General features: G+C 62.1%; 24 protein-coding genes and 1 pseudogene. 14 read left to right on the plus strand and 11 right to left on the minus strand.

From position 1 onward, the window contains the following. Positions 1 to 11 precede the first annotated feature (11 nt). Complete coding sequence (locus YH63_RS13960; RefSeq protein WP_046827078.1) at positions 12 to 2,030, minus strand: hypothetical protein; 2,019 nt, start codon at positions 2,028 to 2,030, stop codon at positions 12 to 14. A 97-nt stretch (positions 2,031 to 2,127) separates the two neighbouring features. Next, complete coding sequence (locus YH63_RS13965; RefSeq protein ID WP_046827077.1) at positions 2,128 to 3,186, minus strand: lysylphosphatidylglycerol synthase transmembrane domain-containing protein; 1,059 nt, start codon at positions 3,184 to 3,186, stop codon at positions 2,128 to 2,130. Between the two features lie 322 nt (positions 3,187 to 3,508). On the opposite strand from YH63_RS13965, the pseudogene YH63_RS13970 reads away from it, so the two are divergent. Continuing rightward, positions 3,509 to 3,703: pseudogene (locus YH63_RS13970) on the plus strand (ferritin-like domain-containing protein); the annotation flags it as partial. 98 nt (positions 3,704 to 3,801) lie between these two features. On the opposite strand, the gene YH63_RS13975 reads toward YH63_RS13970, so the two are convergent. Beyond that, a complete protein-coding gene (locus tag YH63_RS13975) occupies positions 3,802 to 4,239 on the minus strand; it encodes a hypothetical protein (RefSeq protein WP_046827076.1) in 438 nt (145 codons plus the stop codon). Positions 4,240 to 4,349: 110 nt separating this feature from the next. Between YH63_RS13975 and YH63_RS13980 the strand changes: the two genes are divergently transcribed. After that, positions 4,350 to 4,961, plus strand: coding sequence for a hypothetical protein (locus YH63_RS13980; protein ID WP_046827075.1), 612 nt, complete (start codon positions 4,350 to 4,352; stop codon positions 4,959 to 4,961). A 323-nt stretch (positions 4,962 to 5,284) separates the two neighbouring features. Here YH63_RS13980 and YH63_RS13985 read toward each other — a convergent pair whose 3' ends face one another. Together YH63_RS13985 and YH63_RS13990 are read right to left on the minus strand one after the other, a co-directional pair. After that, positions 5,285 to 5,710 carry a universal stress protein gene (locus YH63_RS13985; protein WP_046827074.1) on the minus strand — a complete coding sequence of 142 codons (426 nt, stop codon included), beginning with the start codon at positions 5,708 to 5,710 and terminating at the stop codon, positions 5,285 to 5,287. A gap of 136 nt (positions 5,711 to 5,846) precedes the next feature. Beyond that, entirely contained in the window at positions 5,847 to 6,380 is a 534-nt protein-coding gene (locus YH63_RS13990) for a SixA phosphatase family protein (RefSeq protein ID WP_046827073.1), read from the minus strand. 161 nt (positions 6,381 to 6,541) lie between these two features. Here YH63_RS13990 and YH63_RS13995 point away from each other — a divergent pair, with 161 nt between their 5' ends. The 5 genes from YH63_RS13995 (at position 6,542) to YH63_RS14015 (ending at position 14,215) form a co-directional block, all read left to right on the plus strand. After that, positions 6,542 to 7,939 (plus strand): NAD(P)/FAD-dependent oxidoreductase, encoded by a 1,398-nt coding sequence (locus YH63_RS13995; protein ID WP_046827072.1) that lies wholly within the window; start codon positions 6,542 to 6,544, stop codon positions 7,937 to 7,939. A gap of 302 nt (positions 7,940 to 8,241) precedes the next feature. Next, positions 8,242 to 8,757 (plus strand): peptide-methionine (R)-S-oxide reductase MsrB, encoded by a 516-nt coding sequence (gene msrB, locus YH63_RS14000; RefSeq protein ID WP_046829507.1) that lies wholly within the window; start codon positions 8,242 to 8,244, stop codon positions 8,755 to 8,757. A gap of 184 nt (positions 8,758 to 8,941) precedes the next feature. Continuing rightward, on the plus strand, positions 8,942 to 10,765 hold the full coding sequence (locus YH63_RS14005) for a flagellar hook protein FlgE (RefSeq protein WP_046827071.1): 1,824 nt from the start codon (positions 8,942 to 8,944) through the stop codon (positions 10,763 to 10,765). A gap of 47 nt (positions 10,766 to 10,812) precedes the next feature. Further along, positions 10,813 to 12,696, plus strand: coding sequence for a flagellar hook-associated protein FlgK (gene flgK / locus YH63_RS14010; protein ID WP_046827070.1), 1,884 nt, complete (start codon positions 10,813 to 10,815; stop codon positions 12,694 to 12,696). A gap of 7 nt (positions 12,697 to 12,703) precedes the next feature. Next, positions 12,704 to 14,215: a flagellar hook protein FlgL gene (locus YH63_RS14015; protein WP_046827069.1), complete on the plus strand. Its 1,512-nt coding sequence runs from the start codon at positions 12,704 to 12,706 to the stop codon at positions 14,213 to 14,215. Between the two features lie 125 nt (positions 14,216 to 14,340). On the opposite strand, the gene flbT (YH63_RS14020) is transcribed toward YH63_RS14015, so the two are convergent. Then, positions 14,341 to 14,775 carry a flagellar biosynthesis repressor FlbT gene (gene flbT / locus YH63_RS14020; RefSeq protein WP_046829506.1) on the minus strand — a complete coding sequence of 145 codons (435 nt, stop codon included), beginning with the start codon at positions 14,773 to 14,775 and terminating at the stop codon, positions 14,341 to 14,343. A gap of 298 nt (positions 14,776 to 15,073) precedes the next feature. Here flbT (YH63_RS14020) and YH63_RS14025 point away from each other — a divergent pair, with 298 nt between their 5' ends. From YH63_RS14025 to YH63_RS14045, 5 genes are all read left to right on the plus strand, one after another. After that, complete coding sequence (locus YH63_RS14025; protein WP_046827068.1) at positions 15,074 to 16,636, plus strand: flagellin; 1,563 nt, start codon at positions 15,074 to 15,076, stop codon at positions 16,634 to 16,636. 240 nt (positions 16,637 to 16,876) lie between these two features. Then, the gene (locus YH63_RS14030) at positions 16,877 to 18,445 is read left to right on the plus strand and encodes a flagellin (protein ID WP_046827067.1); all 1,569 of its coding nucleotides are present in this window, start codon (positions 16,877 to 16,879) and stop codon (positions 18,443 to 18,445) included. A 139-nt stretch (positions 18,446 to 18,584) separates the two neighbouring features. Then, on the plus strand, positions 18,585 to 18,965 hold the full coding sequence (flbT, locus tag YH63_RS14035; RefSeq protein ID WP_046827066.1) for a flagellar biosynthesis repressor FlbT: 381 nt from the start codon (positions 18,585 to 18,587) through the stop codon (positions 18,963 to 18,965). Positions 18,966 to 18,968: 3 nt separating this feature from the next. Beyond that, positions 18,969 to 19,328 carry a flagellar biosynthesis regulator FlaF gene (gene flaF / locus YH63_RS14040; RefSeq protein WP_006021439.1) on the plus strand — a complete coding sequence of 120 codons (360 nt, stop codon included), beginning with the start codon at positions 18,969 to 18,971 and terminating at the stop codon, positions 19,326 to 19,328. 14 nt (positions 19,329 to 19,342) lie between these two features. Beyond that, positions 19,343 to 19,702, plus strand: a complete 360-nt coding sequence (locus YH63_RS14045) for a hypothetical protein (RefSeq protein ID WP_046827065.1) — start codon at positions 19,343 to 19,345, stop codon at positions 19,700 to 19,702. A 31-nt stretch (positions 19,703 to 19,733) separates the two neighbouring features. On the opposite strand, the gene YH63_RS14050 is transcribed toward YH63_RS14045, so the two are convergent. From YH63_RS14050 to YH63_RS14065, 4 genes are all read right to left on the minus strand, one after another. After that, positions 19,734 to 20,096, minus strand: a complete 363-nt coding sequence (locus YH63_RS14050) for a hypothetical protein (RefSeq protein WP_046827064.1) — start codon at positions 20,094 to 20,096, stop codon at positions 19,734 to 19,736. 198 nt (positions 20,097 to 20,294) lie between these two features. Next, the gene (locus tag YH63_RS14055) at positions 20,295 to 20,786 is read right to left on the minus strand and encodes a hypothetical protein (protein ID WP_046827063.1); all 492 of its coding nucleotides are present in this window, start codon (positions 20,784 to 20,786) and stop codon (positions 20,295 to 20,297) included. A gap of 19 nt (positions 20,787 to 20,805) precedes the next feature. Beyond that, on the minus strand, positions 20,806 to 21,147 hold the full coding sequence (flgJ, locus tag YH63_RS14060; protein ID WP_046827062.1) for a flagellar assembly peptidoglycan hydrolase FlgJ: 342 nt from the start codon (positions 21,145 to 21,147) through the stop codon (positions 20,806 to 20,808). After that, positions 21,147 to 22,268, minus strand: coding sequence for a flagellar basal body P-ring protein FlgI (locus YH63_RS14065; RefSeq protein ID WP_046827061.1), 1,122 nt, complete (start codon positions 22,266 to 22,268; stop codon positions 21,147 to 21,149). The genes flgJ and YH63_RS14065 overlap by 1 nt, the downstream gene beginning before the upstream one ends. Positions 22,269 to 22,558: 290 nt before the next feature. Here YH63_RS14065 and YH63_RS14070 point away from each other — a divergent pair, with 290 nt between their 5' ends. Both YH63_RS14070 and dksA read left to right on the plus strand, forming a co-directional pair. After that, on the plus strand, positions 22,559 to 22,978 hold the full coding sequence (locus tag YH63_RS14070; RefSeq protein WP_046827060.1) for a flagellar assembly protein FliX: 420 nt from the start codon (positions 22,559 to 22,561) through the stop codon (positions 22,976 to 22,978). A gap of 219 nt (positions 22,979 to 23,197) precedes the next feature. Continuing rightward, the gene (gene dksA, locus YH63_RS14075) at positions 23,198 to 23,563 is read left to right on the plus strand and encodes an RNA polymerase-binding protein DksA (protein WP_170978692.1); all 366 of its coding nucleotides are present in this window, start codon (positions 23,198 to 23,200) and stop codon (positions 23,561 to 23,563) included. A 201-nt stretch (positions 23,564 to 23,764) separates the two neighbouring features. On the opposite strand, the gene YH63_RS14080 is transcribed toward dksA, so the two are convergent. Further along, entirely contained in the window at positions 23,765 to 24,058 is a 294-nt protein-coding gene (locus tag YH63_RS14080; protein WP_046827058.1) for a hypothetical protein, read from the minus strand. Positions 24,059 to 24,252 lie beyond the last annotated feature (194 nt).

The raw sequence follows: 24,252 nt of genomic DNA on the forward strand, positions 1-24,252 counted from the left end.
GAAATTCCGCGCTATCGCTGCTGTGTCGGCACCGGCGCAATCGGCTCGCTGGTCACCGGATTTTCGGCAAGGCCGAGCCCGAGCACCGACATGGCGGCGGGGAGTGCTGCATCCGCCATTGCGGCGTGGCCTTCGGCGGTCGGATGGATCGCGCCGCCGTACACCGCGGACAACACGCCCCAGGTCGCATCGTGAATGTCGCCCGGCTGGTTGGTCGGAGCCTTTTGTGCCTGCGGATAGGTCATCGCCGTGAAGTAGCTGTCGTTGGCGTCGCGGACCCAGCGTGCGCGCGGCGCGTAGGCGCGGAAGTCGCTGGCGGCGGCGCCGCAGACCAGCGGATTGTTCGCGGCGTTGACGATGTCATTGGAAAAGCTCTCGCCGCTGGCTGAGAAACATTCGCGGTCGAACGGCGGATCGGTTTCCGCGCGCGCGCAGAAGCCATGATTGGCGAAGGCCTCCTGATGCTGATCGACGAAGGTCATGCGGTCGCGGGTGCGGTCGCCGCACAGCATGCCGCCGCTGCACTGAGCGAGCCGCTTGATCTGCGGCAGGAATTCGCTCTGCACGAAATTCGTCACGTCGGCGAGGCGCTGCGGATCGGCGTTGAACGATGGATGAATGTCGAAGCCGGCGCGTCCGCCGGGGCAGGGCGCGCCGTTCATGAGCGACGGGTTTGCGTAAGACGTGTAGATGACGCGCGCCAGGTCGCCGCCGACGAGAGGCTTCAACGCCTGACGCAGCTTGCTGAAGTCCTGCGGCAGTTCTCGTTGCAAGGTGGAACGCGCTTGATCGACCGAACTGAGCACGCCGGTGCGCCGTGACAGCGCGCGCTCGGTTTGCCGCTCGACGATGACGTCGGCGACCAGTCCCGAGAAGTCGACATCGTTGGCGCCGATCGACAGCAGGATGAGATCGAGTCCCCGGTCCGGCTGCCGCCGCGTGGCCGCGGTCAGCGCCTCGCGCAACTCCGAGATCTGCGCGTTCACCGTGCCCTGACAGGTCAGCCCGTTCTTGCCGACCACGCATTCGCGGGCGCGTTGCGATCCGAACATGCCTTCGTCGATGGTGGCCCCGGTGCAGGCCAGCGGCAGATAGGTCACCGCGATTTGCGGGTTCTGCGCCGCCAGCGCGATCGCCATGCGGGTCTGGTAGCTGTAGAGCGAACGGTGACACGCCGGGTTGAACCACTGCGCGCCGGCGCGCTGCCAGTTCTGCAGGCTCATGCCGTCGGACGTATCGCAGGCGCGCGCGCCCTTGAAGCCGGCGCGACCGGGGCGGAAATACATTCCGGCGGGGCCGCCGAGATAGGAGCGGAAGCAGAATCCTTCGTCGGAGAGCGCCACCGGCCGGTCGGGATTGCCTTCGCCCGACGCGATGGAATCGCCGAGGCCGGCGATGAAAACGTCGCGCACCGCGATCTGTGTCGTGACGCGTTGCGGCGCCTCCGATCCGCTTGAGACATCGACGGTGACGGGGGTGGCGCGGCCGTAACGGACACGCAGGTTGATCGGCTCGGCGCAATCGAGCGTCGATTGCCGCGGCGGATCGCCATCCTCGAAGGTCCATGCGCAGACCGCGCCGACTGGCACCTCGCCGGCGAGACGCACGGCGACCGGATGATCGACCGGGGTGAGATAGCTTTCCTTCACGCCGTCGCGGGTGCAGGGCTCGCTGACGCGACCCGCCGCGTCGATGCACAGCCGTCCGAGCGTGTTGCGCGCCCAGCCGCGGCCGTCGCTCTGGGTCGCCAGCGCCTGTTCTGCGGCAAGGATGTTGCGGCCACTGAGCGAGTCGACCTGAAGCTTAAAGTCACGCTCCTCGCGAAACAGCCGGAAGCGGTTACGGACTTCCCAGGAAATCTGCATCGTCGTGCTGAGTTGCACGGCGGGCGGCTGCGCGACCGAGGGTGGCACGATCGGGGTCTGGGCCTCGGCCCGGCTCGCCATGGCGCCGCCTAGTACGGCGACCAAGAGCGCCCCGATCAAGGGCGTTGCCCTGAGCGACAGACGGGTGACGCGTGACTGGATCATGCTGGTTTGAAGCCGACGGATGAGGCCAAAATGTGGGGCGAGGCCAAAACTTAGGTCAGGCCTCGAAACCCCACAAGCCACATCTTTGTGCGCGGAATTATTCCGCGGCCTGCTTGGTGTTCACCGGCTGCGAGGGCGGCGTCTTGGCGATCGCCGGCTGCAGTTTCCGGCTCTGTTGCCACGGCAGGATGACGCTCAGCCACAACTCCCGGATGCCCAGAATCGTGATCGACGTGGCGAACGGGATCAGGAAGTACAGAATGCGGAACACCAGCAGCGCCGCCAGCAACTCTTCCTTGCCGAGCATCGGCAGGCCGATCAGCATCGCCGCGTCGAACACGCCAAGACTGCCCGGCGCGTGGCTGGCGAAGCCGAGCAGCGTGGCGAGAATGAACACGACGGAGAGCGTCACGAAGTCGAGGTTCGGGCTGGACGGCGCCAGCAGGTACATCGCAAGCGCGCAGAAGGCGAGATCGACAACGCCGATCAGGATCTGCAGGACGGTCAGCGGCGCGGACGGCAGATGGACCTTCCAGCCGTCCTTGCCGAGTTTGCGGCGGCCATGCCCGGTCGCGATCCATGTGAGATACGCGGCGATGCCGACGAGCAGGCCGGCACCGATCAGTTGATTGACGCTCTCGGGCAGCAGATCGACCGCCGATGCGGCGGCCGGATGCCAGATCATTCCGATGCCAAGCACGAAGGTGTTGCCGAGCCAGAATGTCAGGCCGGAGATGAAACAGATTTTGGCGACGTCGATCGCGCTCAGGCCCCAGTCGGAATAGATCCGAAACCGGATCGCGCCGCCGGTGAAGACGGTGGCACCGATGTTGTGGCCGATGGTGTAGCTGGTGAAGCTCGACAGCGCGGCGATGCGATAGGGGACGTGCATCTTGCCGATCGTGCGCAGTGCGAACAGATCGTAGAATGTCAGGGTGAAAAATGCGCACAGCACGCACAGCGCGGCCAGCGCAATCTGGCCATGCGACTTTTCGGCGAGCGCCGTCAAAACCATCGCAGTGTCCACACCCTTGAGGGTGCGGAACAGATGCATGATCGCAATGGAAACAATCGCGACGCTGGCGACGATCCCGAGCCGTTTCCAGCCAATTCGTTCCCTGAAAACACGCCCAAGCGCGCTCAACAATTGTTGCATTCGTCCTCCCGGCGGGGCGCGAAACCTATAAAAGCCGATTGAGGCGACAGTGAGCAAGCGGCTGCGGCGGTACTCATACGCGAAATCCCGCGCTTGGAAAATAGGGCGGTTGTGCAGCGCGAATAGCGGTTAACGCTGGGAAATCGGGGCCGAAGGCCGTCATCTGCGCTTCATATTGGGCCGGCTCTGCGGTGATCCGGTCAACCCCATGTGGGGAATGAACACGGTGTTTGAAAGGCCGGCGGTCGTTTCGTTCAATCGGCCATTGTCGATTCTTCGCATCGGATTTTCAGGAACATCGGCCAACCGGCGTGCTCGCTGCTCGCTGATCAACGCGGCGCAGGCCGCCGAACACTACGAGATCACGCGCTACGGCACGCTGGTGACGTGGGCGAAGCGGCTCGGCCGCGACGACTGCGCGGCGGTGCTGCAGAAGACTCTCGACGAGGAAAAGGAGACCGACCGGAAGCTGACGCAACTGGCCGAAAGCGGCATCAATCTCAAGGCTGCCAGCTAGGGCGCCCGCTTGCCGTGGTCCGTTAAGGATTGTGAGGCAAAACGCCGCGCCGGTGCAAACCGCGCGGCGTTTGCACAAGCGATATCAGTTTCGGCGCATCAGTTTCGGCGTAGAGCGAACTGCGCGCCGCAAAGCGACATCACCGCGCCAAGACCCAGCGCGGCGAGACCCGCCAGGGCGCCGGACAGGGACGGGATCGGGCTCGGCGCAGCCGCGGCCTGACCGGCGGCCGCCAGCATGATGACGCCGACGGCAATCAGGAATTGACGCAGGCGCAGCGAGATCCGGCCCGAGACCGCGCTGTTCATCAGCGATGCCGAGATGAAGCCCGCGAGAAACGCCACCGTGCCGATCAGCCACCATGCGAGCGCCGCCCGCGCAGGGATCAATTCCGGGACGTTGCTCCGCCACAGATCGCCGAGATTGAGATTGAAGCGCTGGATGATGATGTGGATGCCGAGCGCCAGCAGCACGCCGAACAGGACCGATCCGGCGAGAACGATGTGACGGGAGAAATAGGCGGGCTTGGTGGCCATCAGGTGTTTCGTCCGGGCGCGGCAGGCTGCTATGACTTGTAGAATGACGGCTAGCTGCTGCGCAAGCGGGGCCGGATCGCGGTCGTCCGCGGCGCCATTGAAGGATTCTCATGCTCTCGCAGATGTTCAACGCCGGGCGTGCCGGCCCCGAGACAGCCAGTGACGGCACGCAATACATCTTCAAGCCGTCGCTGGTGGGCGGAGCGGCGCAGTTCGATCTCACCGACGACGGATTGTCGTGGCAGGTGAGGGGAAAGCAGGGCGTGTGGCCGCTGGAGAAGATCGCGGCCATCCGTCTGTCGTACCGTCCGGTGTCGATGCAGTCGCGGCGGTTTCGCGCCGACATCGAGGACACGCGCGGCGAGCGTGTCACGATTTATTCGACAACCTGGCACACCGTCGCGCTGATGTCGCCGCAGGACAACGGCTATCGCGCGTTCATTGTCGAATTGCACCGCCGGCTTGCGGCGGCTGGAAGCAACGCGGTGCTCATTATCGGCATCAATCCGACGATCTACCTGGGGGGACTGTTTGTGGTGGCGCTTGTCGGCGTCGCGATGCTGGGATTGCTGATCCGCGCATTGATCACGGGTGAATTCGGCGGCGCACTGTTTCTGCTCGGATTCGCGGCGCTGTTCGGCTGGCAGATCGGCAACTTCATGCGCCGCAACCGGCCGCGCGGCTACACGTTCGAGGCGTTGCCCAAGGAAGTGCTGCCGTAACTGGAAGTGTTGCCGTAACGGGCGGCGTTCAGCTCGGCCGGGCATCGTTGGCCGGCCCGGCCAAACCTCAGCCGCCCGATGATGGGGATCACCCTCCGGCGGCGCGCGACCATAGCTGACGACGCTGTCGGAGAGAAGTCAGTCCGGTCACGAATCGCGCGCTAGTGGTCCGATTCTAACATTCGCGTCCCATTTCGGTAGGCACTTTGCGAATGTTAGAATCGAAGGACCACTAGCAATACAAGATTCTAGTGGAGTTTTGGATTTGACATTCGCGTTGCGACCTCGCGGCGAAGTCGGTCGCGAATGTCAAATCCACTCCACTAGTGCCGCACCACGAGCACCGAACATTTCGCATAGCGGACGACGTGTCCGGCGTTCGAGCCGAGAAAATAACTCTGCATCGACGGGCGGTGCGACGTCATCACGATCAGGTCGGCGCCGATATCGGCGGCCTCTTCGAGCACCTCGTGATAGATGCCGCCCTGCCGCACGACCACCGAGATGCGCCGGCTTTCAATTCCGGATTCGCGCGCGACGATCCCCAGCGCTTCTTCCGACGACTGGCGTTGCTGCATGTCGAAATCGGGCGGGACATATTCCGCCAGCATCACCGGCGTCATCGGCATCACATTGACCAGCCGCACGGTGCCGCCGGAGGATTTCGATAGTGAGGCTGCCGTCTCGATGGCCGGCTTCGCAAGATCGGTATCGGCAAGGTCGATGGGGACGAGGATGGACTGGAACATCGGTCTCTCCGCTCGATGGATCGCTTACGATGAAGTCGTTGGCGGCAAGATGCAAGGTTAACAGGCAGAGCGTCCGAGTTGCGCCGGCTGATTTTTAGCGGGGCATGATCTGATCCGAAAACCGGTTACCACTGGATCATGCCCCGTCCGACCATTCTCTCAAAAGCTTGGGGCTGGCGAAGCGTTCGAGCCGCCCGCTGCGGAAGCCGACATCGCCCCAGTCGTCGGTCTTGAAATCGATCACGACGATGCCCGCGGTCGGCAGGTTGGCAGCCAGTGCGTGTCTCCCGGTCGCGTCGCCGCCGGCGACCAGCGCAAGCGCAAGTTCATGCAGGCCGGGATTGTGCGCAAGGATCATCAGGCATTGCGGGTCCGCCTTCGCCGCTCCGCGAACAGCTCTCAGAAGTTCGGACGGATCGGCCCCGTACAGTTCCGGCAAATGCTTGACCCGCACCGACGGCATCGTGGCGCGAAGCAGGTCCCAGGTTTGCTGGGTGCGCGTTGCGGTCGAGACCAGCACAAGGTCGGGGCGATAATCTTCAAGCGCGAGCCAGCGGCCGATTTCCACGCTGTCATTGCGGCCGCGCTCGTCGAGACGGCGATCCTGATCCTTGCCGGAAGGGGCGTCCCGCTCGGTCTTGGCGTGGCGGAGCAGGATCAGGCGGCGCATGTCGTGATCTCATTTAGGAAAACGTTGTCAGCTTCGAGGTTGGACCACTAGGGCATGGCCCGGAATAGTGTACAAGCTTACGCAGAACCTGTGACGGGCGCGAGTGCCGTTACACCCAGAAAACAAACGCGTCACGGCCTGCGCTTTTCGGAACAATCGGCATGGAAGAATCTTCTGCAAATCCCCCGGCTGACGTGCCCAGCCGTCAGGGACTGACGTTCGATCTCGATGTCGATATCTGCGTCATCGGAGGAGGGCTGGCCGGCCTGACCATGGCGCTTGAATCGGTCCGCAAGGGCGCGAGCGTGGCGGTACTCGAAGGCCGCAGCATCGGCTGGAACGCGTCCGGCCACAATCTTGGCACCGTCATGCCCGGATACGGCGTCGCGGCTTCCGACCTGATCGAGCGTGTCGGCTTCGAGGATGCGCGTCATCTGTGGACGCTTGCGCAAGAGGGCGCGGATTATGTCCGCGCCACCGCGGCCCGCATGCCCGGCATTGCGCTGACCGACGGCGCGCTCGAAGTTTCGAGAGTCGATGCCGGCGACGAACTCATCAGCCGGTTGCAGACGCTCGGCGAGGATTTCGGCACTGAGGTCGAAGGCTGGCAGACCGATCGTGTGCGCGAAGTGCTGAAGACGGATCGCTACTTCCATGCGATTCATTTTCCGAAGGCGTTCCAGATCGACGCGCGGTCCTATGTTCATGGTCTCGCGGCGCTCGCGGAAAGCGAAGGCGTGCGGATCTTCGAGGATACGCCGGTGGTCGGCATCGATCCGGCCGGTATCCGCAAGCGCGTGTTTACGCCTTCGGCAAAACTGCGCTGCTCTCATGTCGTGCTTGCGGGCAACGCGCATCTCGGCGCGCCCAGCCAGCGTCTCACCGCAACGCTGTTGCCGACCTGGCGCTACGCTGCGCTGACGGAGCCGCTCGCTGAACGGCTCGCCGACGCGGTGGCCTTTCAGGGATCGGTGAGCGACACCCACGGCATCGATCATTTTCGCATCGTCGATGGGGACCGGCTGCTGTGGTCCAGTCCCGAGACGACATGGCAGGGCGATCCGCGGCGTTATGCCAAACGCATCGAGAGCCGCATCGCCGCGATTTTCCCGAAGCTCGGGCCGGTCAAGATCGCAGACACATGGGGCGGGATGTTCGGCCAGACGGTACATGGCATGCCGCAGATCGGCGAAGTTCAGCCGGGTCTGTGGATTCTCAGCGGCTTCGGCCGTCAGGGACTGAACACGACGGCGATGGGCGGTCAGCTTCTGGCGCGGAGCATTCTGTCGGGCGATGACCGCTGGCGGCTGTTTTCACCGTTCGAACTGGTGTGGGCCGGCGGATCGGCCGGGCGCATCGCGGGGCAGGCGATCGATCTATGGACGCGCGGCCATTCCGCCACGGCCGGTGCACTGTCGCGATTCCGCGAACGCGCCCGCAGCCGGGAACAGGCGCGGGAATATGCCACGGAGGCGCGGATCGCATCCGCCAAGGCGCAGGCCTCGGTTGCGCGGCAGCATGCGTCGGCGGCGATGCATGAAGATCGCTCGCGCGGATAGATTTGGTTCATTTGAGTTGAACACGCTCTCACCGCTCATTCCCGAAAGCGGGAATCCAGTTTTCGCTCTGGGTCCCCGCTTTCGCGGGGACGAACGGAATTCAAGTCTGATTTAGGGCAGGTGGCCAGATTCTAACGAAATAACACCTTGGCGGCGGGGTTATCGGAGCAGGCGTGTCTGCACCGACGTCGCCGCCTCGCGGGAAAGTGAGCCTGCCGTGAGGGCAATGCTGTAACTTTCCGCGACATGGATCGTAGATCGTGATGGACAGCCTGTTTCCCGATTTGCACGGAGCTTTGACGATGATCGACCGCCGTATCCTGCTCGCATCCGCGATGAGTCTCGCTGCGTTCTCGGCATTCCGCTGGCTCGGCCTCGGCGGCAACGCCAACGCGGGCGAGAAATCCGCCGCAAAATTCGAGATCGAGAAGACGCCGGAGGAGTGGCGCAAGCAACTGAGCGCGGCCCAGTATAATGTGCTGCGCGAAGCCGGAACCGAGCGCCCGTATTCAAGCCCGCTGAACAAGGAAAAGCGCAAGGGAACCTTCGCCTGCGCGGGGTGCGATCTGCCGTTGTTCGCGTCCGAGACGAAGTTTGAAAGCGGCACCGGCTGGCCAAGCTTCTATCAGGCGCTGCCGAACGCCATCGTCGAGAAGTCCGATCGCACCATGATGATGGTCCGGACCGAAACCCTGTGCCGGCGCTGTGGCGGCCATCTCGGCCATGTGTTCGACGACGGCCCGAAGCCGACCGGACTGCGCTACTGCATGAACGGGCTGGCACTGACCTTTAAGCCCGCGGACGGCTCATCGACCTGATATCGCGCGGCAATTCTTGCCCGCTAGGCAATTGTGCCCCGGTCATCTGGCCGGGGCATTTCTTTTAAGTAGCTGATTTTGCTCGCCTAACACTGTTGGCACAGAGCTTGCGATCTCTTCTTCGAATGCGGCCGTGAACGTTGGGCACCGGTAGGCCGCCCGGATCGAAGTTGGAGATAATGTAATGGGTCTCTTTGGCGCTCTAAACACATCCGTCGCGGGTCTTCGTGCTCAATCCTACGCGCTGGAAAACATCTCCGGCAACATCGCGAACTCGCAGACGACCGCTTTCAAGCGCATCGATACGAGTTTTCTCGACCTTATTCCCGAGACCGGCAACAACAACCAGCTTGCCGGCAGCGTTGCGACCTCATCGCGCGCAACCAATACGGTGCAGGGTGACGTTCAGAAGGCTGCCGTTGCCACCTACATGGCGATCAGCGGCGACGGCTTCTTCGTGGTTCAGAAGCCGGGCAGCTTCACCGACAACAACCCGATCTTCAACGGCGTCGACAACTATACGCGCCGCGGCGACTTCACCCTCGACAAGAACGGCTATCTCGTCAACGGCGCCGGTTACTATCTCGAGGGCCTCCCGATTGATCCGACCACAGGCAACGTCACCGGCAGCAACCCGCAGGTTCTGAAATTCGGCGGCGACTTCCTGCCTGCCCAGCCAACCACCACGGTAACCTACCGCGCCAACCTGGCTGCATATCCGCTGACCACCAAGCACGATAAGTCCGTTCCGGGTTCGGAACTGATCAACGTCGGTGACTTCACCACTAATCCGAGCACGGTCGGTACGCCGCCGCTGCCTTACCTCGACAACGCCGCCAGCGGCACACCGGTCAACAGCGCCCTGACCACACCGACCAGAATCAACGGTTCGACCGCGCTGTCGGGCGCGGCGAACACCAACTCGCTGGCCGCAGGTTTCGCGATCGGCGACACCATCACCGTGAACGGCCTTACCATCACGTTCACTGACGCATCCACGGCGCTGCCGCCCGGCGTCAATGACGCAACAAATATCCCGATCGACAGCACGGTCGATCAGTTGCTCGACAAGATTGACGGGCTGAGCGGCAACGCCGCACTGAGTTCGACGGTCACCGCCGGCGCGGTCTCGCTGCACACCGGCCTGACGAGCAATCTCACCGTCAGTTCAAGCAACGTGACCGCCTTCGCCGCTCTGGGCTTCTCCGGCCCTGTGGCCGTGAACCGCCTGGGTGGCGGTACGGCGGGCGCCGGAGTGGTCATCGGCTCCGACGCAGCGACATTCATTTCACAATCGATCGCGGGCGGCGCCACGACCGGCTACGACATTTCCGGCTCGCCGGTGAGCATCCAGTTCCGCTGGGCCAAGATGGACAGTTCGACGCTCGGACCGGGCCATACCGATAAATGGAACATGTTCTATCAGGTCAATCCGAATGCGACGGGCACCGCGACGGCCTGGCAGAATATCGGCACCGATTTCACCTTCAGCGCGAACGGCCAGCTCACGCCGGCGGTTGCCTCGGTTGTCCTCACCACACCGAACATCAACGGCATCACGCTCGGCGACGTCACCGTCAATTTCGGCGTCAGCGGTCTGACCTCGTTCGCCGACGCCAACGGCAATGCACAGGTCAACGAAATTCGCCAGGACGGCTTCCCGGCGGGTTCGCTGCAGACGGTCGCGATCGGCGACAACGGCCGCGTGGTTGGCAGCTATTCGAACGGCCGCAACATCGACCTCGCGCAGATCACGCTGGCGACGTTCAACGGCGCGAACTTCCTCAAGCGCATCGACGGCGGCGCGTTTGAGGTGACCGACCAGTCCGGCGCCGCGATCTTCGGAAAGAGCGGTTCGATCACAGGCTCTGCGCTCGAAGGGTCGAACAGCGACATCGCCGACGAGTTCACCAAGCTGATCGTGACGCAGCAGGCCTACTCTGCGAACACCAAGGTCATCACGACAGCAAACACCATGGCGCAGGATCTGCTGAACGTGCTGCGATAGTCGCGAGCGTACCGTCGCGTGATGCGACCTGAGATGGGCAGTATGTTATGGGTCTGAGCCAAGCTCTATCAACCGCGATGTCCGGCCTGCGGGCGAACCAGGCAGCGATGTCGCTGGTTTCGTCCAACGTCGCGAATGCTGAAACACCGGGTTACGTCCGCAAGACGACCAACCAGGTGCAGATGTCGACCGGCACCGGCGTCCAGACCATCGGCGTCAACCGGACACTCAACGAATATATCCAGGCCCAGCTGCGGACCGAAACGTCGGGCGCGTATTATGCGAGCACGCGCGCGAGCTTCCTGAACAATCTGCAAAGCATTTACGGCGATCCAGGCTCCTCATCGACGCTGGAAGGGAGCTTCAATGCACTGACTTCGGCGCTTCAGGCGCTCTCGACCAGCCCGGACTCCCAGTCGACGCGGATCGGCGTGATCAACGCTGCGCAGTCGATGGCGCAGCAGTTGAATGCAACATCGCAGGGTATCCAGGGATTGCGCAATAGCGCCGAGTTGGGGCTGACCAATGCCGTGTCGGTGGCCAACAACGCATTGACCCAGATCGCCAGCATCAACAGGCAGCTGCAGGGCAACCCCGGGCAAGATGCGTCGACTGCCGCGATGCTCGACCAGCGCGATCAGTACATCACGCAGCTATCGCAACTGATGGACGTGCGTGTCGTGCCGGGGAACGGCGATCAGGTTTCCGTCTACACGATGTCGGGCGTACAGCTCGTCGGCGGCTCCGACGCGGCGCAATTGTCGTTCAATGCTCAAGGCACAGTGACGCCGAATACGCAATGGAATGCCGATCCAGCCAAGAGCTCGCTCGGCTCGATTTCCATCAGCTACGCGAACGGCGGAAGCATTGATCTGATCTCGAGCGGTTCGATTCGCTCGGGGGCGATCGCGGCCTATCTCGAACTGCGCGACAAGTCGCTGGTGCAGGCGCAGGCACAGGTCGATCAGCTCGCCGCGGCGATGGCCAGCGCGCTGTCCGACAGGACGACAAGCGGTACGGCATATCCGCCGGCGACGCCCGCTCCACCACCCGGCACGCCAGCCGGTTTCGATCTCGACTTGTCAGGCCTTCAGTCCGGCAATGTCGTGAATTTCACCTACACAGATACGATCACCAACACCCAGCACAGCATCTCTATCATCCGTGTTGACGATCCGAGCGTGCTGCCGCTGAAAGACAATGCAACGATCGATCCGAAGGACAAGGTGCTCGGCGTCGATTTTTCCGGCGGCATGGCGTCGGTCCTGACGCAGCTCAATGCGGCGTTCGGAAGTGCGGGCGTTCAATTCTCGAATCCGTCGGGATCGACGCTGCGCGTGCTCGACGACGGCGCGGGCGGTATGGCTGACATCAATGCGGCGTCGGTGACGAAGACGGCGACCTCACTGAGTGGCGGCGGACCGGAGCTGCCGTTGTTCACCGATGGCGGACATGTCTATTCCGGTACGATCACCGCAACGGGCTCGCAGCAGACGGGTCTTGCCGGACGTATCACCGTCAACTCGGGATTGCTGGCCGATCCATCGCGCCTCGTCGTCTACGGTCCGGGAACACCTGCTGGCGACACCACGCGTTCGGATTACATTCTGTCGCAATTGAAGTCGGGCAGCTTCAGTTACTCGGCCTCGACCGGCGTCGGATCGAACGCTACGCCCTACAAGGGCACGCTGCTCGGTTTCACGCAACAGTTCACGAGTTTGCAGGGCAATGTTGCGGCATCGGCGCAACTGCTCTCCGACGGTCAGGACGTCGTGCTCAACACGTTGCAGAAGAAAATGGATTCGGTGTCGGGCGTCGATATCGACGAGGAAATGGCCAACCTGCTGGCGTTGCAGAATGCCTACTCGGCGAACGCGCGGGTGATGTCCACCATCAACACGATGTTCCAGTCATTGATGCAGGTAATATGAGGGTCGCATGACTATCGAGGGCGTTAGCGGCCGGACATCCTATCTCGGCTCGGCGATCATCAATCTCAAGGGCCAGCTCGATACCCTGACGCAGCAGCTTGCGTCCGGAAAGAAGTCGATCACCTATGCAGGTCTCGGCGTCGATGCGGGTGTGGCGACGGGCTTGCGCTCGCAGATTTCCGGCATCGCCAGCTTTTCGAACACCGCAACGGTGCTCAATACGCGCATCAACATTGCAAACCTGTCGCTGGAAGGCATCAGCAGCGCGAGCAGTCAGGTCAAGGCAGCTGCGGCCGGCGCCACACTGACGCTGGACAATGCCGGCAAGACCGCCGGTCAGAAAACCGCGATGGCGGCGTTCACGCAGGCGATTGCGCTGCTCAATACCGAAGTCGGCGGCCGCTATCTTTTCTCCGGCCGCGCCACCGACACGCCGGCAACGCAACCCGCCGATGTCATCCTCAAGGGCAGCGGGACTCAGGCCGGATTGAATCAACTGATCGACGAGCGCGGTCAGGCCGACGGCACCACGGGATTGGGCCGCCTCGTGATTACGTCGCCGTCGCCGACATCGGTGACCATCGGCGAAGATTTCGCCGGCTCGCCGTTCGGGCTGAAGCTGAGCGCCATCACGTCGACGTTGACCGGCGCGACGGTCACCGGTCCCGCGCCTCCGGCGGCGCCTCCCGGCGCGCCGTCCGAAATGTCCGTTGATCTCGGCGCGACCAATCCGGCCGATGGCGAGAAGGTCAGGTTTACATTCACTCTTCCCGACGGAACGTCGGAGACGATCGAACTTATGGCCTCGACGACGACTCCGACACCAGTGGGCAGCTTCGCGATCGGTGCGGATTCGACCGCCACAGCGGCCAACCTCAATGCGGCGCTCAACACGGCAGTCGGCACGCTGGCAAATACGTCACTGGTGGCCGCGTCAGCGATCACGGCATCGGACAATTTCTTCAGTTCGTCGCCGCCGTTGCGTGTCGGTGGTCCTCCGTTCAATACCGCGACGGCGCTCGTGAACGGCACGCCGGCCAACACCGTTTCCTGGTATATCGGTGAAAGCGGTACCGATCCGGCGCGCGGAACCGCAGTGGCAGGTGTCGATCAGTCGATCAGCGTTCAGTATGGCGCGCGCGCCAATGAACATGCGTTCGTCGCAGCGCTGAAGAACATCGCGGTCTATGCCGCGGTGACGACGAATGCGAGCAACCCGAACGCGAACGGACAATTGACTGCGCTGAACTCGCGTATCGTCGATAATCTCGCTGTGCATCCGGGGACGCAGTCGATTCAGGATATTCAGGCGGATTTCGCCGGTGCGCAGGCGGCGATCAAGACGGCGAAGGACAGGCAGATCCAGACGGGAGCGGTCGCCCAGTCGATGCTGGACTCGATCCAGGGCATCAACGACAACGAAGTTGCCGCCAAGATCCTCGCCTTCCAGACCGCCCTGCAGGCGTCGTATCAGACGACTGCATCGCTCTATCAAATGAGCCTGGTGAAGTTCCTGTAGGACCGGCAGGTATCTTCACGCCGGCGGGCGATCGTCTCGCGATTATCCCCGAGAACGAAAACCCATCCGACAACGAAAAAGGCCTCCTTCTGGAGGCCTGTTCGTATGCAGGTCTGCGTGTGGTGTCAGGCGGCGCTGCTGAAGCCGGCTTCGATCGTTCCCGCATTCTGGCCACGGGCCTGATCGATCAGCCGCTTCTCGTAAGCGATCAGCTTCTTGGATTCTTTCAATGCTCTATAGTAGTCGCCGCTTAAGATGTAGTTATTGATTTCCTCAACCATGCTGGCAGCGCTTGGCACTGCGCTCAGGAAATCGCGCATCACGTCGAAATACACCGCGTGGTGTTCCTGCGGGTCGTGCGAAATATACATCAGCTGGACCGCCAGATAGATCAGCTTGGCCGGCGTGTCGGCATTGTCCGGTGTCAGGATATCTTTCTCTCGCAAGACCGGCAGCCTCTCTCCTTCGATCAGGAATTTTGCGCGCTGATCGGTATTTGTGATGACGCACGAGCCGACAATAATCTTCTCGTGCGGCTTGAGTTCGACCTTCAAAGCCATGGCGGTTCTCCCGTGCGCGCCGGTTTCAATCGGATCCGGCAAGTGGGGCGATCCTTTCGCTTTATGGTTAACGCGAGGTAAACGCCGACCTCGCTCCACAGCGATCGGTTTTAAGAAATACCCTTGTCAGATCAGCACAATCGTGAATTGCCGCGCGGCATCCGCCGCGCCGTGATCCGGACACTTGGACCGGTCCGGTTCATATCTTTTTAGATTGTTGCTTCCAATGTGGGTCGGCTCGCTGATCGAAATCGGCGACACGCTTGTACACGTTGCGTAACACCAGAAAGGTAGTTCCATGTCCGGTATCGTTCTCTCGTCGTCGGTTCGTCAGAACCTGCTCTCGCTCCAGTCGACCGCTGATCTTCTGTCCACCACCCAGACCCGCCTTGCCACCGGCAAGAAGGTCAACACCGCTCTCGACAATCCGACCAACTTCTTCACTGCCGCCGGCCTCGATGCCCGCGCCAGCGACATCAACAACCTCCTCGACGGCATCGGCAACGGCGTGCAGGTCATTCAGGCCGCCAACACCGGCATCTCCTCGCTGCAGAAGCTGGTCGATACCGCGAAGTCGATCGCCAACCAGGCGCTGCAGACCCCCGTCGGTTACACCAAGTCGTCCGTGACGTCGCTTGCGACCACCGGCGCGACCGCTTCCAACCTGCTCGGCAATCCCGATACGGCCGCTACAAGGTCTGGCACCGTAGTTGCCACCCTCGCGACCGGTTCGGACTTGAGCGCTGCGGCCGGCGGCGGTTTTGCCAACGGCGATACGCTCATCGTCAACGGAAAGACGATCACGTTCGCCACGGGTGGTGTTGGTGCAGCCGCATCGACGACCGACGCAACAACTGGAAACGTCACCATCAACCTGGCCAATGGTGCCGGTCCGGCCAATACAACGACGGCGACGCTGAAGTCCGCCATCGAAGGCATCGTCGGCGCCGGCAGCACGTTCACCATCGCTGCGAACGTTGCTACGATTACCGCCGGTAACACGACCGACAGCATCGTCCTTGGCGGTAGCGCGCTGAGCAAGCTCGGCCTCACCGCCGGCACCACGGCACCGACCTCCACGGTGACGGGCAAGACGCTGACCATCGGCGCAACCGGCGGCGGCACTGCAACCAACATCACCTTCGGTACGGGGACTGGTCAGGTTTCGACCCTGAACCAGCTCAATGCGGCTCTGTCGGCGAACAACCTGCAGGCGTCGATTGACACCACTGGCAAGATCTCCATCACCACCTCCAACGATGCCGCGTCAGCGAACATCGGAACCATCGGCGGCACGGCGGCGGCGTTTGCCGGTGCGACAGCCGCTGCGGCGGTTGCGGATCCGAACTCGCAGGCGACTCGTACCAGCCTGGTGAACCAGTACAACAACGTTATCGACCAGATCCGCACGACGGCTCAGGATGCGTCCTTCAACGGCGTCAACCTGCTGAACGGCGACCAGCTCAAGCTGGTGTTCAACGAAACCGGCAAGTCGACCCTGAGCATCACCGGCGTCAACTTCAACCCGGCGGGCCTCGGTCTTGGTTCGCTGTCCGTTGGCACCGACTTCGTCGATAACGCGGCGACCAACAAGGTTCTGGCGTCTCTGAACACCGCCAGCACCACGCTGCGTTCGCAGGCATCGGCTTTGGGTTCGAACCTGTCGATCGTGCAGACCCGTCAGGACTTCTCGAAGAGCCTGATCAACGTGCTGCAGACCGGCTCGTCCAACCTGACGCTGGCCGACACCAACGAGGAAGCGGCGAACAGCCAGGCGCTGTCGACCCGCCAGTCGATCGCGGTGTCCGCGCTGTCGCTCGCCAACCAGTCGCAGCAGAGCGTTCTTCAGCTCCTGCGCTGATCTGGACTATACCGAACAAGCATCAGGCGGCGGGGGAAACCCCGCCGCTTTTTTTGTCCGTTGTGCCGCCGGCCGGGCAGGGCGGTTACATCATTAAGGCTTTGTAAAGGACGATATTTAAGCCGCTGTTAACCATAATTTAAACCGTGCCTCCTAAGAATTGGGGAAAGACGCCGTTCTCCATGCTGCACCTGCCGATTCGGGTTGTCGGCATTTCGCATACTTAAGGAAGGTACCATCATGTCCGACATCGTTCTCTCGGCGTCAGTTCGCCAGAATTTGCTGTCGCTTCAGGCAACGGCGGATTTGCTGGCAACCACCCAGAACCGGCTCGCAACGGGCAAGAAGGTCAATTCGGCGCTCGACAATCCGACCAATTACTTCACGGCCGCCGGGCTCGATGCTCGCGCCAGTGACATCAACAATCTGCTCGACGGCATCGGCAACGGCGTGCAGGTCCTGCAGGCGGCCAACACCGGCATCACCTCGCTGCAGAAGCTGATCGACAGCGCGAAGTCGATCGCCAACCAGGCGCTTCAGACTAACGTCGGCTACGCCAAATCGAGCCTGACGACCGGTCCGAACGCCGGGGCAACGGGCGCCAACCTGCTCGGATTGCCGGATACCGCTGCTACCGTGACTGGCATTGTCGTCGGCGGTGGCCTGACTCCTGCCACCACGCTGGCCGCCGCCGGTTTTGCCAACGGCGACTCGTTCACGATCAATGGCAAGACGATCTCGTTCGTCACCGGTTTGGCCGCCGACCCTGCGTCCACGACCGATCCGATCACCGGCAATGTTTCGATCAGCCTGTCCAGCGCCACCGGCGGCACCGTGGCGACCATCCTGAGCGCCATCAACGGTATCACGGGCGGCACGTCGAGCATCGCGGGCAATCAGCTGACCGTCAGCAACGCAGTCGCCGACACCGCCAACAGCATCACCTTCGGCGGTACCAGCAGCGCTCTCGCCAAGCTCGGGCTCTCGACCGGCACCACGCCGCCAACCTATACGTTCTCCGGCAAGACACTGACCATTCCATCAACTGCGGGTGGACCGGCCACCAACATCGTCTTTGGTAACGGCGTCGGACAGGTCTCCACCATCAACCAGCTCAATGCCGCGCTGCTGCCGAACAACCTTCAGGCCAGCATCGATTCGACCGGCGCAATCACCATCACCACGTCCAACGATGCGGCATCCTCGACGATCGGCGTGATCGGGGGCACGGCGACGGCGCCGGGCGAGCTGTTCGCGGGCGTGATCGTCTCAGCGCCGGTTGCCGAAGCCAACTCACAGGCGACGCGCGCGAATCTCGTGACGCAGTACAACAACATCATCCAGCAGATCAAAACGACTTCGCAGGATGCATCGTTCAATGGCGTCAACCTGCTGAACGGCGACCAGCTCAAGCTGGTGTTCAACGAAACCGGCAAGTCGACGCTCAACATCACCGGCATCAATCTCGATCCGGCCGGCCTCGGTCTCGGCAATTTGTCGGCGGGCGTCGACTTCATCGACAACGTCGCGACGAACAAGGTGCTCGACTCGCTCAACTACGCAAGCAGCTTTCTGCGCTCGCAGGCGTCGACGCTGGGTTCGAACCTGTCGATCGTGCAGATCCGTCAGGATTTCTCGAAGAATCTGATCAACGTGTTGCAGAGCGGTTCGGCCAATCTCACCATCGCCGATAGCAATGAGGAAGCCGCGAACAGCCAGGCGCTGTCCACCCGCCAGTCGATCGCGGTGTCCGCGCTGGCGCTGGCCAACCAGTCGCAGCAGAGCGTGCTTCAGCTTCTCAGAACTTAAGAGAAGGCTAAGGATTAGAACAGGAAAGCGGCGAGGGGCACTTCGCCGCTTCTTTTGCGCCGTAAACTGCCGTTACTGCTCTTGAGCTGAACTGGCAAGCGTCAGCCTGACAGGAGCCACAGAGCAAGGGAGACAGAACGTGCCTCTCAGAGTCGAGCTCAAGCCGTTCGAGCGAATCGTGATCGGTCAGAGCGTCATCACCAATTCCGAGCATCGCGCGACATTCCTGATCGACGGCGATACGCCGATTTTGCGCGAGAAGGACATCCTGACGGCCGAGACCGCGAACACGCCGGTCAAGCGAATCTATCTCTGCGTTCAGCAGATGTATCTCGAAGATGACATTCCGAAATATCAGGAACTCTATCTTGGCTTCGTGCGGGACATGCTCGAGGCGGTACCAAGTTCCCGCGAACACATTGAAGCCGCAAGTAATCATATTTTAAACGGTGATCTTTACAAAGCTCTAAGAGAAATCAGGAAACTGATGAAGCGCGAAGAAGAACTCCTCTCGAGGTAATACATGTCTCACGCTGCCTATGCTCGGACCGCTCAAACCACGGCATCTCCACGGGAGATCGAGGCGCAGGCGCTCCTCAAGGCTGCGAACAAGCTTCAGCATGCGATGACGAACTGGGATCACCCCGATACGAATTTCGCTGAGGCGCTGCTTTTCAACCGCAAGCTCTGGGCGATCCTTTTGAGCGCGGTGACCAGCGACGAGAATCCGCAAACCATCGAGGTTCGTCAGAACATCGCCAACATCGGCACCTTCGTCCTGACGCAGACCGCGGAACTGCAGCTCAATCCGCAGCCCGAAAAACTGAAGTCGCTGATCGACATCAATTGCAACCTCGCGGCTGGACTGTCCGGCCGGGCATAAACACGGACATCGTCGTGGCTGACCTCCTCGGTATCATATCGGCGAACTACGTGGCGGTTGGCGCGAACGTCAATTACTCGAAAGGCCCTTATGTTCCCGTCGATGCCGCAAGCTACGAAGGCAACTGGACCGGTAAATACGCCAACAACGACTCGTTCAGCATCCAGGTGTCCGATGTCATCGGATTCCGCGCCAAGGTCAGATACCAGAGCGGCGCCACGGTGAAGTATCAGGAGGTTCTGATCCGCGACAATTCCTTCCGGATCGGAGACTCGAAGTTCATGCTGACGAAGCAGGGCACGGCGCAGATCAAGACGGTAATGACGAACAACGGCACTCAGTCCCTCGAGACCGCCTACGCCAAGCAGGGCTGACGGCTCGACGCCGTGAGCCTCGACACAAATCTCAGATTCTCAGATCGGTATTCCGGCGCATGTTGTCTTCCCGGGCGATATCCATCGCCCGCAGATAGGCGCGTGCGCGCAGGCGCGCTTCGTCCGGATACTGGCGGACCACCAGGCTGGTCGCGCTGTCGACGGTGCGATAGACGATTTCGGCCGCGGCGCGATCAATCACCACCTGCTTTGAGAGCCGGTCGGTCTCAGCCTGGGGATTGTTGCGCACGTGCAGGGACGCGTCCGGCGCTGTGACGGCCTTGTCAGGCGGAAGCTGCGTCGGGACAGCCGTCTTCGCTGCGTTGAACGCAGGCTCGACGTATGTTGCGATAACCGATGCCCCCACCGGTTTGATGTTGAAGTCCGTACTCATGGCAGCCTCTGGCTTCCCCTTGAGTCAAACCCCAACCCTCCAGTTCCCAATATGGACGGAACTCTCTGAAGCCCATCCTTATGTTGCTGCGGTGATTTGAATCAAAACGTCTGCGTTTGCGCTGCCATATGTGCAATGCAAACACGGCGCGGCCCATGGCGGTGCCATGAGCTGCGTCGCGGGTTCTTTCAGGAGAATCTAGAGCGAACGGCTGACGGTAAGCGGGGTGACGTGACGCGGCCCCGGCATCGCGCGTTGTCCGGCGGCGGTATAGCCGTTCGGGAGATTTTTCCGCTGCATTTCGCCGTTGACGCCGCGGATGATTCCCTCGGAGACGGCGTGCGCCGTCGCGAGCACCGTGAGATTGACCTGAAGCATGGCGCGGAAGGTGTCGTGATGACGATGCAGCGCGGTCAGCAGTTCAGGCGTGGACTGCTTGAGGTAATCGCGGCTGTGCGTCAGCTTCGAAATCGCATCGACATACTGCCGCGACATCTCGCCTTTCTCGGCATCGAGCGCCATCGCTTCGCGAACATTGCCGGCGCGGACCAGTTCGGTCTCGCGTTCCACGATCCCGAGCAGCGTGCTCATGATCTTCATCAGCCCTTCGGCGAGCTGGCGGGCTTCGACAGGTGTCGATGCCGGCGCGTGAGATGCGGGCGCTCTGGAGTTTTGCTGTTGAGGGGTCATGAGATGTCCCTTCCGGCGCTTAAGCCGCGCGGTTGGCCTGTTGAAGGATGAGGGTGCGGTAAACGTCGCTGGAGATTCCAACGCCGCCGGACTGTGCGAACGACTTCGAATACTGCTCGGTCATCATCGAGCGCCAGATGCCGGTGCCCGGCGTGTTGCCGTAGGGACCGTCGCCTTTGATGCCGCTCATCATCTGCGTAAACATCGAGTTGAGGAACACCGCCTCGAAATCCTGCGCCTGGCCCTTAGCTTTGGCCTGCGCCTGCGGCGAGACTTTCGTCAGCGCGTCCTGCAGCAGAAGGTCGGGACGTCCACCGGTGAAGGTCGTCGGAGCCCGTGTCGTGGTCGGGGTGATGCTCATCACATCACCTCGATATCGGCCTGGATCGCGCCGGATGCCTTGATGGCCTGCAGGATGCCGATCAGGTCGCGCGGACCGATGCCGAGTCCGTTGAGGCCATCGACGAGTTGCTGCAGGGAGACGCCATCCTTGACGACGGCGAGTTTCCTGCCGTCCTCCTGCACGCCGACGCGGGTATTCGGTGTGACCACAGTGCGGCCCCGCGAAAACGGCGCGGGCTGGCTGACCTGTGGACTTTCCGAGATCGTGACTGTGAGATTGCCTTGCGCCACCGCGACGGTGGCGACGCGCACGTCGCGGCCCATGACGATGATGCCGGAGCGTTCGTCGATGATGATCTTGGCGCCGAGGTCCGGCTCGACCTGCAACTGCTCGATCTCGGTCAGCAGTGCGACGACATTGCCCTTGAACTCGGCCGGAATGCTGAGCTGCACGGTGGAGGGATCGACCGGCTCGGCGGTCTTGGTGCCGAGGTAATCGTTGACGGCGGCGGCGATGCGCTTGGCGGTGGTGAAGTCGCCGTTGCGCAGGGCAAGGCGGACATTCGGCAGGCGGTTCAGCGCGAACTCGATCTCGCGTTCGATGATCGCGCCGTTGGCGATGCGGCCAACCGTCGGGACGCCCTTGGTGACGCTGGCGGCGGCGCCTTCGGCCGAAAAACCGCCGATCGCCAGCGAGCCCTGCGCGACCGAGTAGACGTTGCCGTCCGCGCCGAGCAGGGGCGTGACGAGGAGGGTGCCGCCCTGAAGGCTCTTGGCGTCGCCAAGCGCCGACACGGTGACGTCCATGCGGGTGCCCTGGGTGCCGAACGGAGGAAGGTTGCCGGTGACCATGACGGCGGCGACGTTGCCGGTGCGGATGGTGGAGCCACGAATGTTGACCCCCATGCGCTCCAGCATCGCTTGCAGCGACTGCTTGGTGAAGGGGATGTTGTTGAGGGTATCGCCGGTGCCGTTGAGGCCGACCACGAGACCGTAGCCGATCAACTGGTTCTGGCGCACGCCTTCGATGTTCGCGAGATCCTTGATCCGCGACGTCGCATGAGCCGGCCCACCCGAGGCGCCGATAACGGCGGTCAGCAGGGCGAAGGCCATGCAGGCTGCCTGAGAAATCCGAAACATCCTCTGCTCCCCGCTGAGGTCTTTGCGGCCCGTTCCGTGCTCCCCACGGGACTGGTCCGTCATTAACTATGCGAGGGCCGTGCCAGAGCGCGAAAGAAGACAAGCGTCTGTAATAATTAGATAATTTTATGATGACCGGAACTGGAGCAGTTCCGCCCGCGCGCCGAACTTGCCGTATCCGGCATAAATTGCCGGGTTGTTTACCTCTCATTAACCATAAACCGCCACTTTGGGCCGTGGACCAATCAGGGCGTCACGCCAGCGGTCCCAATCCGTTGCGAGATAGCACGATGCGAATTTATGGACCGAATGGAGCCAATCTGGCGTCGCCGGCGGCAAACGCGCGGCGCTCAAGCTCGACGGCCTTTTCCCTTGGCGACATAGGCACGCCGGCGGAGACCCGCTCTGCTGCAGCGCCGCGCGCCACCAGCGGAATCGATGCGCTGCTGGCGATGCAGGGTGTCGAAGACTCTACGGAACGCCGCCGGCGCTCGGTTGCCCGCGGCCGGACCGCACTGGATGTGCTCGATGACCTCAAGATCGGGCTGCTGGCCGGGGCGTTCGATTCAACGACAGTCGCCCGCCTGCGCACCGCCGCGGCAGAGCTGAAAACCACCTCCGGCGATCCGGGACTCGACCAGGTACTGTCCGAAATCGAGCTGCGGGTGGAAGTCGAACTTGCCAAGGCGGGTCAGTCCGCCGGCGGCTAACGGCGCTTTTGGCCCGGAAAGGCCGGGCAGGGTTCCCTGTGGAAGGCCCCTATTACCGGGGATTCCCGGGTTTTCCGGCCCACAGGCGATATTGTCTGTCACAAGCCGCCGCTATATAAGCTGCGGCGCGAACGGGCATATTCCGTCCGCCTTGTACGTCGACATGGACCGCACTTGGAAAAGTTGAAGAACTACAGGCCCTCTGAAAAAGAGCCTTTCATGAACGAGCGTCAGCGGGAGTATTTCCGCCGGAAACTGCTCGACTGGAAGGAAGAGATCCTCCGGGAATCGAAGACCACGCTTCAGCAGCTTCAGGAAGAGAACGTCAATCATCCTGATCTTGCCGACCGCGCTTCATCAGAGACCGATCGCGCCATTGAACTTCGCGCGCGCGACCGTCAACGCAAGCTCATTTCCAAGATCGATGCCGCCCTGCAGCGCATCGAAGAAAATACCTACGGGTATTGCGAAGAAACCGGCGAGCCGATCTCGCTGAAGCGGCTGGAAGCGCGCCCGATCGCGACGCTGTCGGTCGAGGCGCAGGAGCGCCACGAAAAGCGCGAGAAGGTCTATCGCGACGAATAGCCGGCGTCGCCGCCTCTTCCGCGATAATTTGCATCAAGCCCGATGGTCCGGAAGACCATCGGGTTTTTTCATGCCGCGCCGGAACATGCACGTTGGTCGCGAATTAGCGACATCAAAACAGACGGAGGAAATCGTGAGGACAGTATTGATTGCCATAGCAACGCTCGCCGTCGCCTCGCTTGGCGAGTGCTGATTCCGCCGCTAGGCTAGCGTATGAACGATGACCGGCCCTGCGACGGCGGTGGCTGGGCCGGTGAGCAGCGGCGCGAGATTTTTCTCGATCCACGCAAGCCCGCGTTTGTTCGACTCTTCCGCTCCGGCGAAATTGTTGAAGATGCTGATCGCCGTCACCGTGTCGTCCGGCGCATAGACCACATAGTAGGCCATGAAACCCTCGACATCGCTGATGATCGGGATCGCGCCTTCCTTGATCCTGCGCGTCAGCTCCTCGGCCATACCGGCTTTTGCTTTTCCCTGACGAATGGCGGCGTACATAGCGTCCTCCTTCACCGGTCGGCTGCCCGAGGTTGCGGTGACTGCGAGGCGGCATCACGCCCATTCAGGGACAGCCGGGCAGCGGGATTGTCCGCGCGCTGAACGGTTCGCAGTTGCGCATGGCGTCAGATTATCACTTCCGCGGTCTGTTGGACACCGGCGAACGTCGCGCAGCGGTTACCTCAAACGATCAT

It is taken from the genome of Afipia massiliensis, from assembly GCF_001006325.2.
GTDB classification, from domain to species: domain Bacteria; phylum Pseudomonadota; class Alphaproteobacteria; order Rhizobiales; family Xanthobacteraceae; genus Afipia; species Afipia massiliensis_A.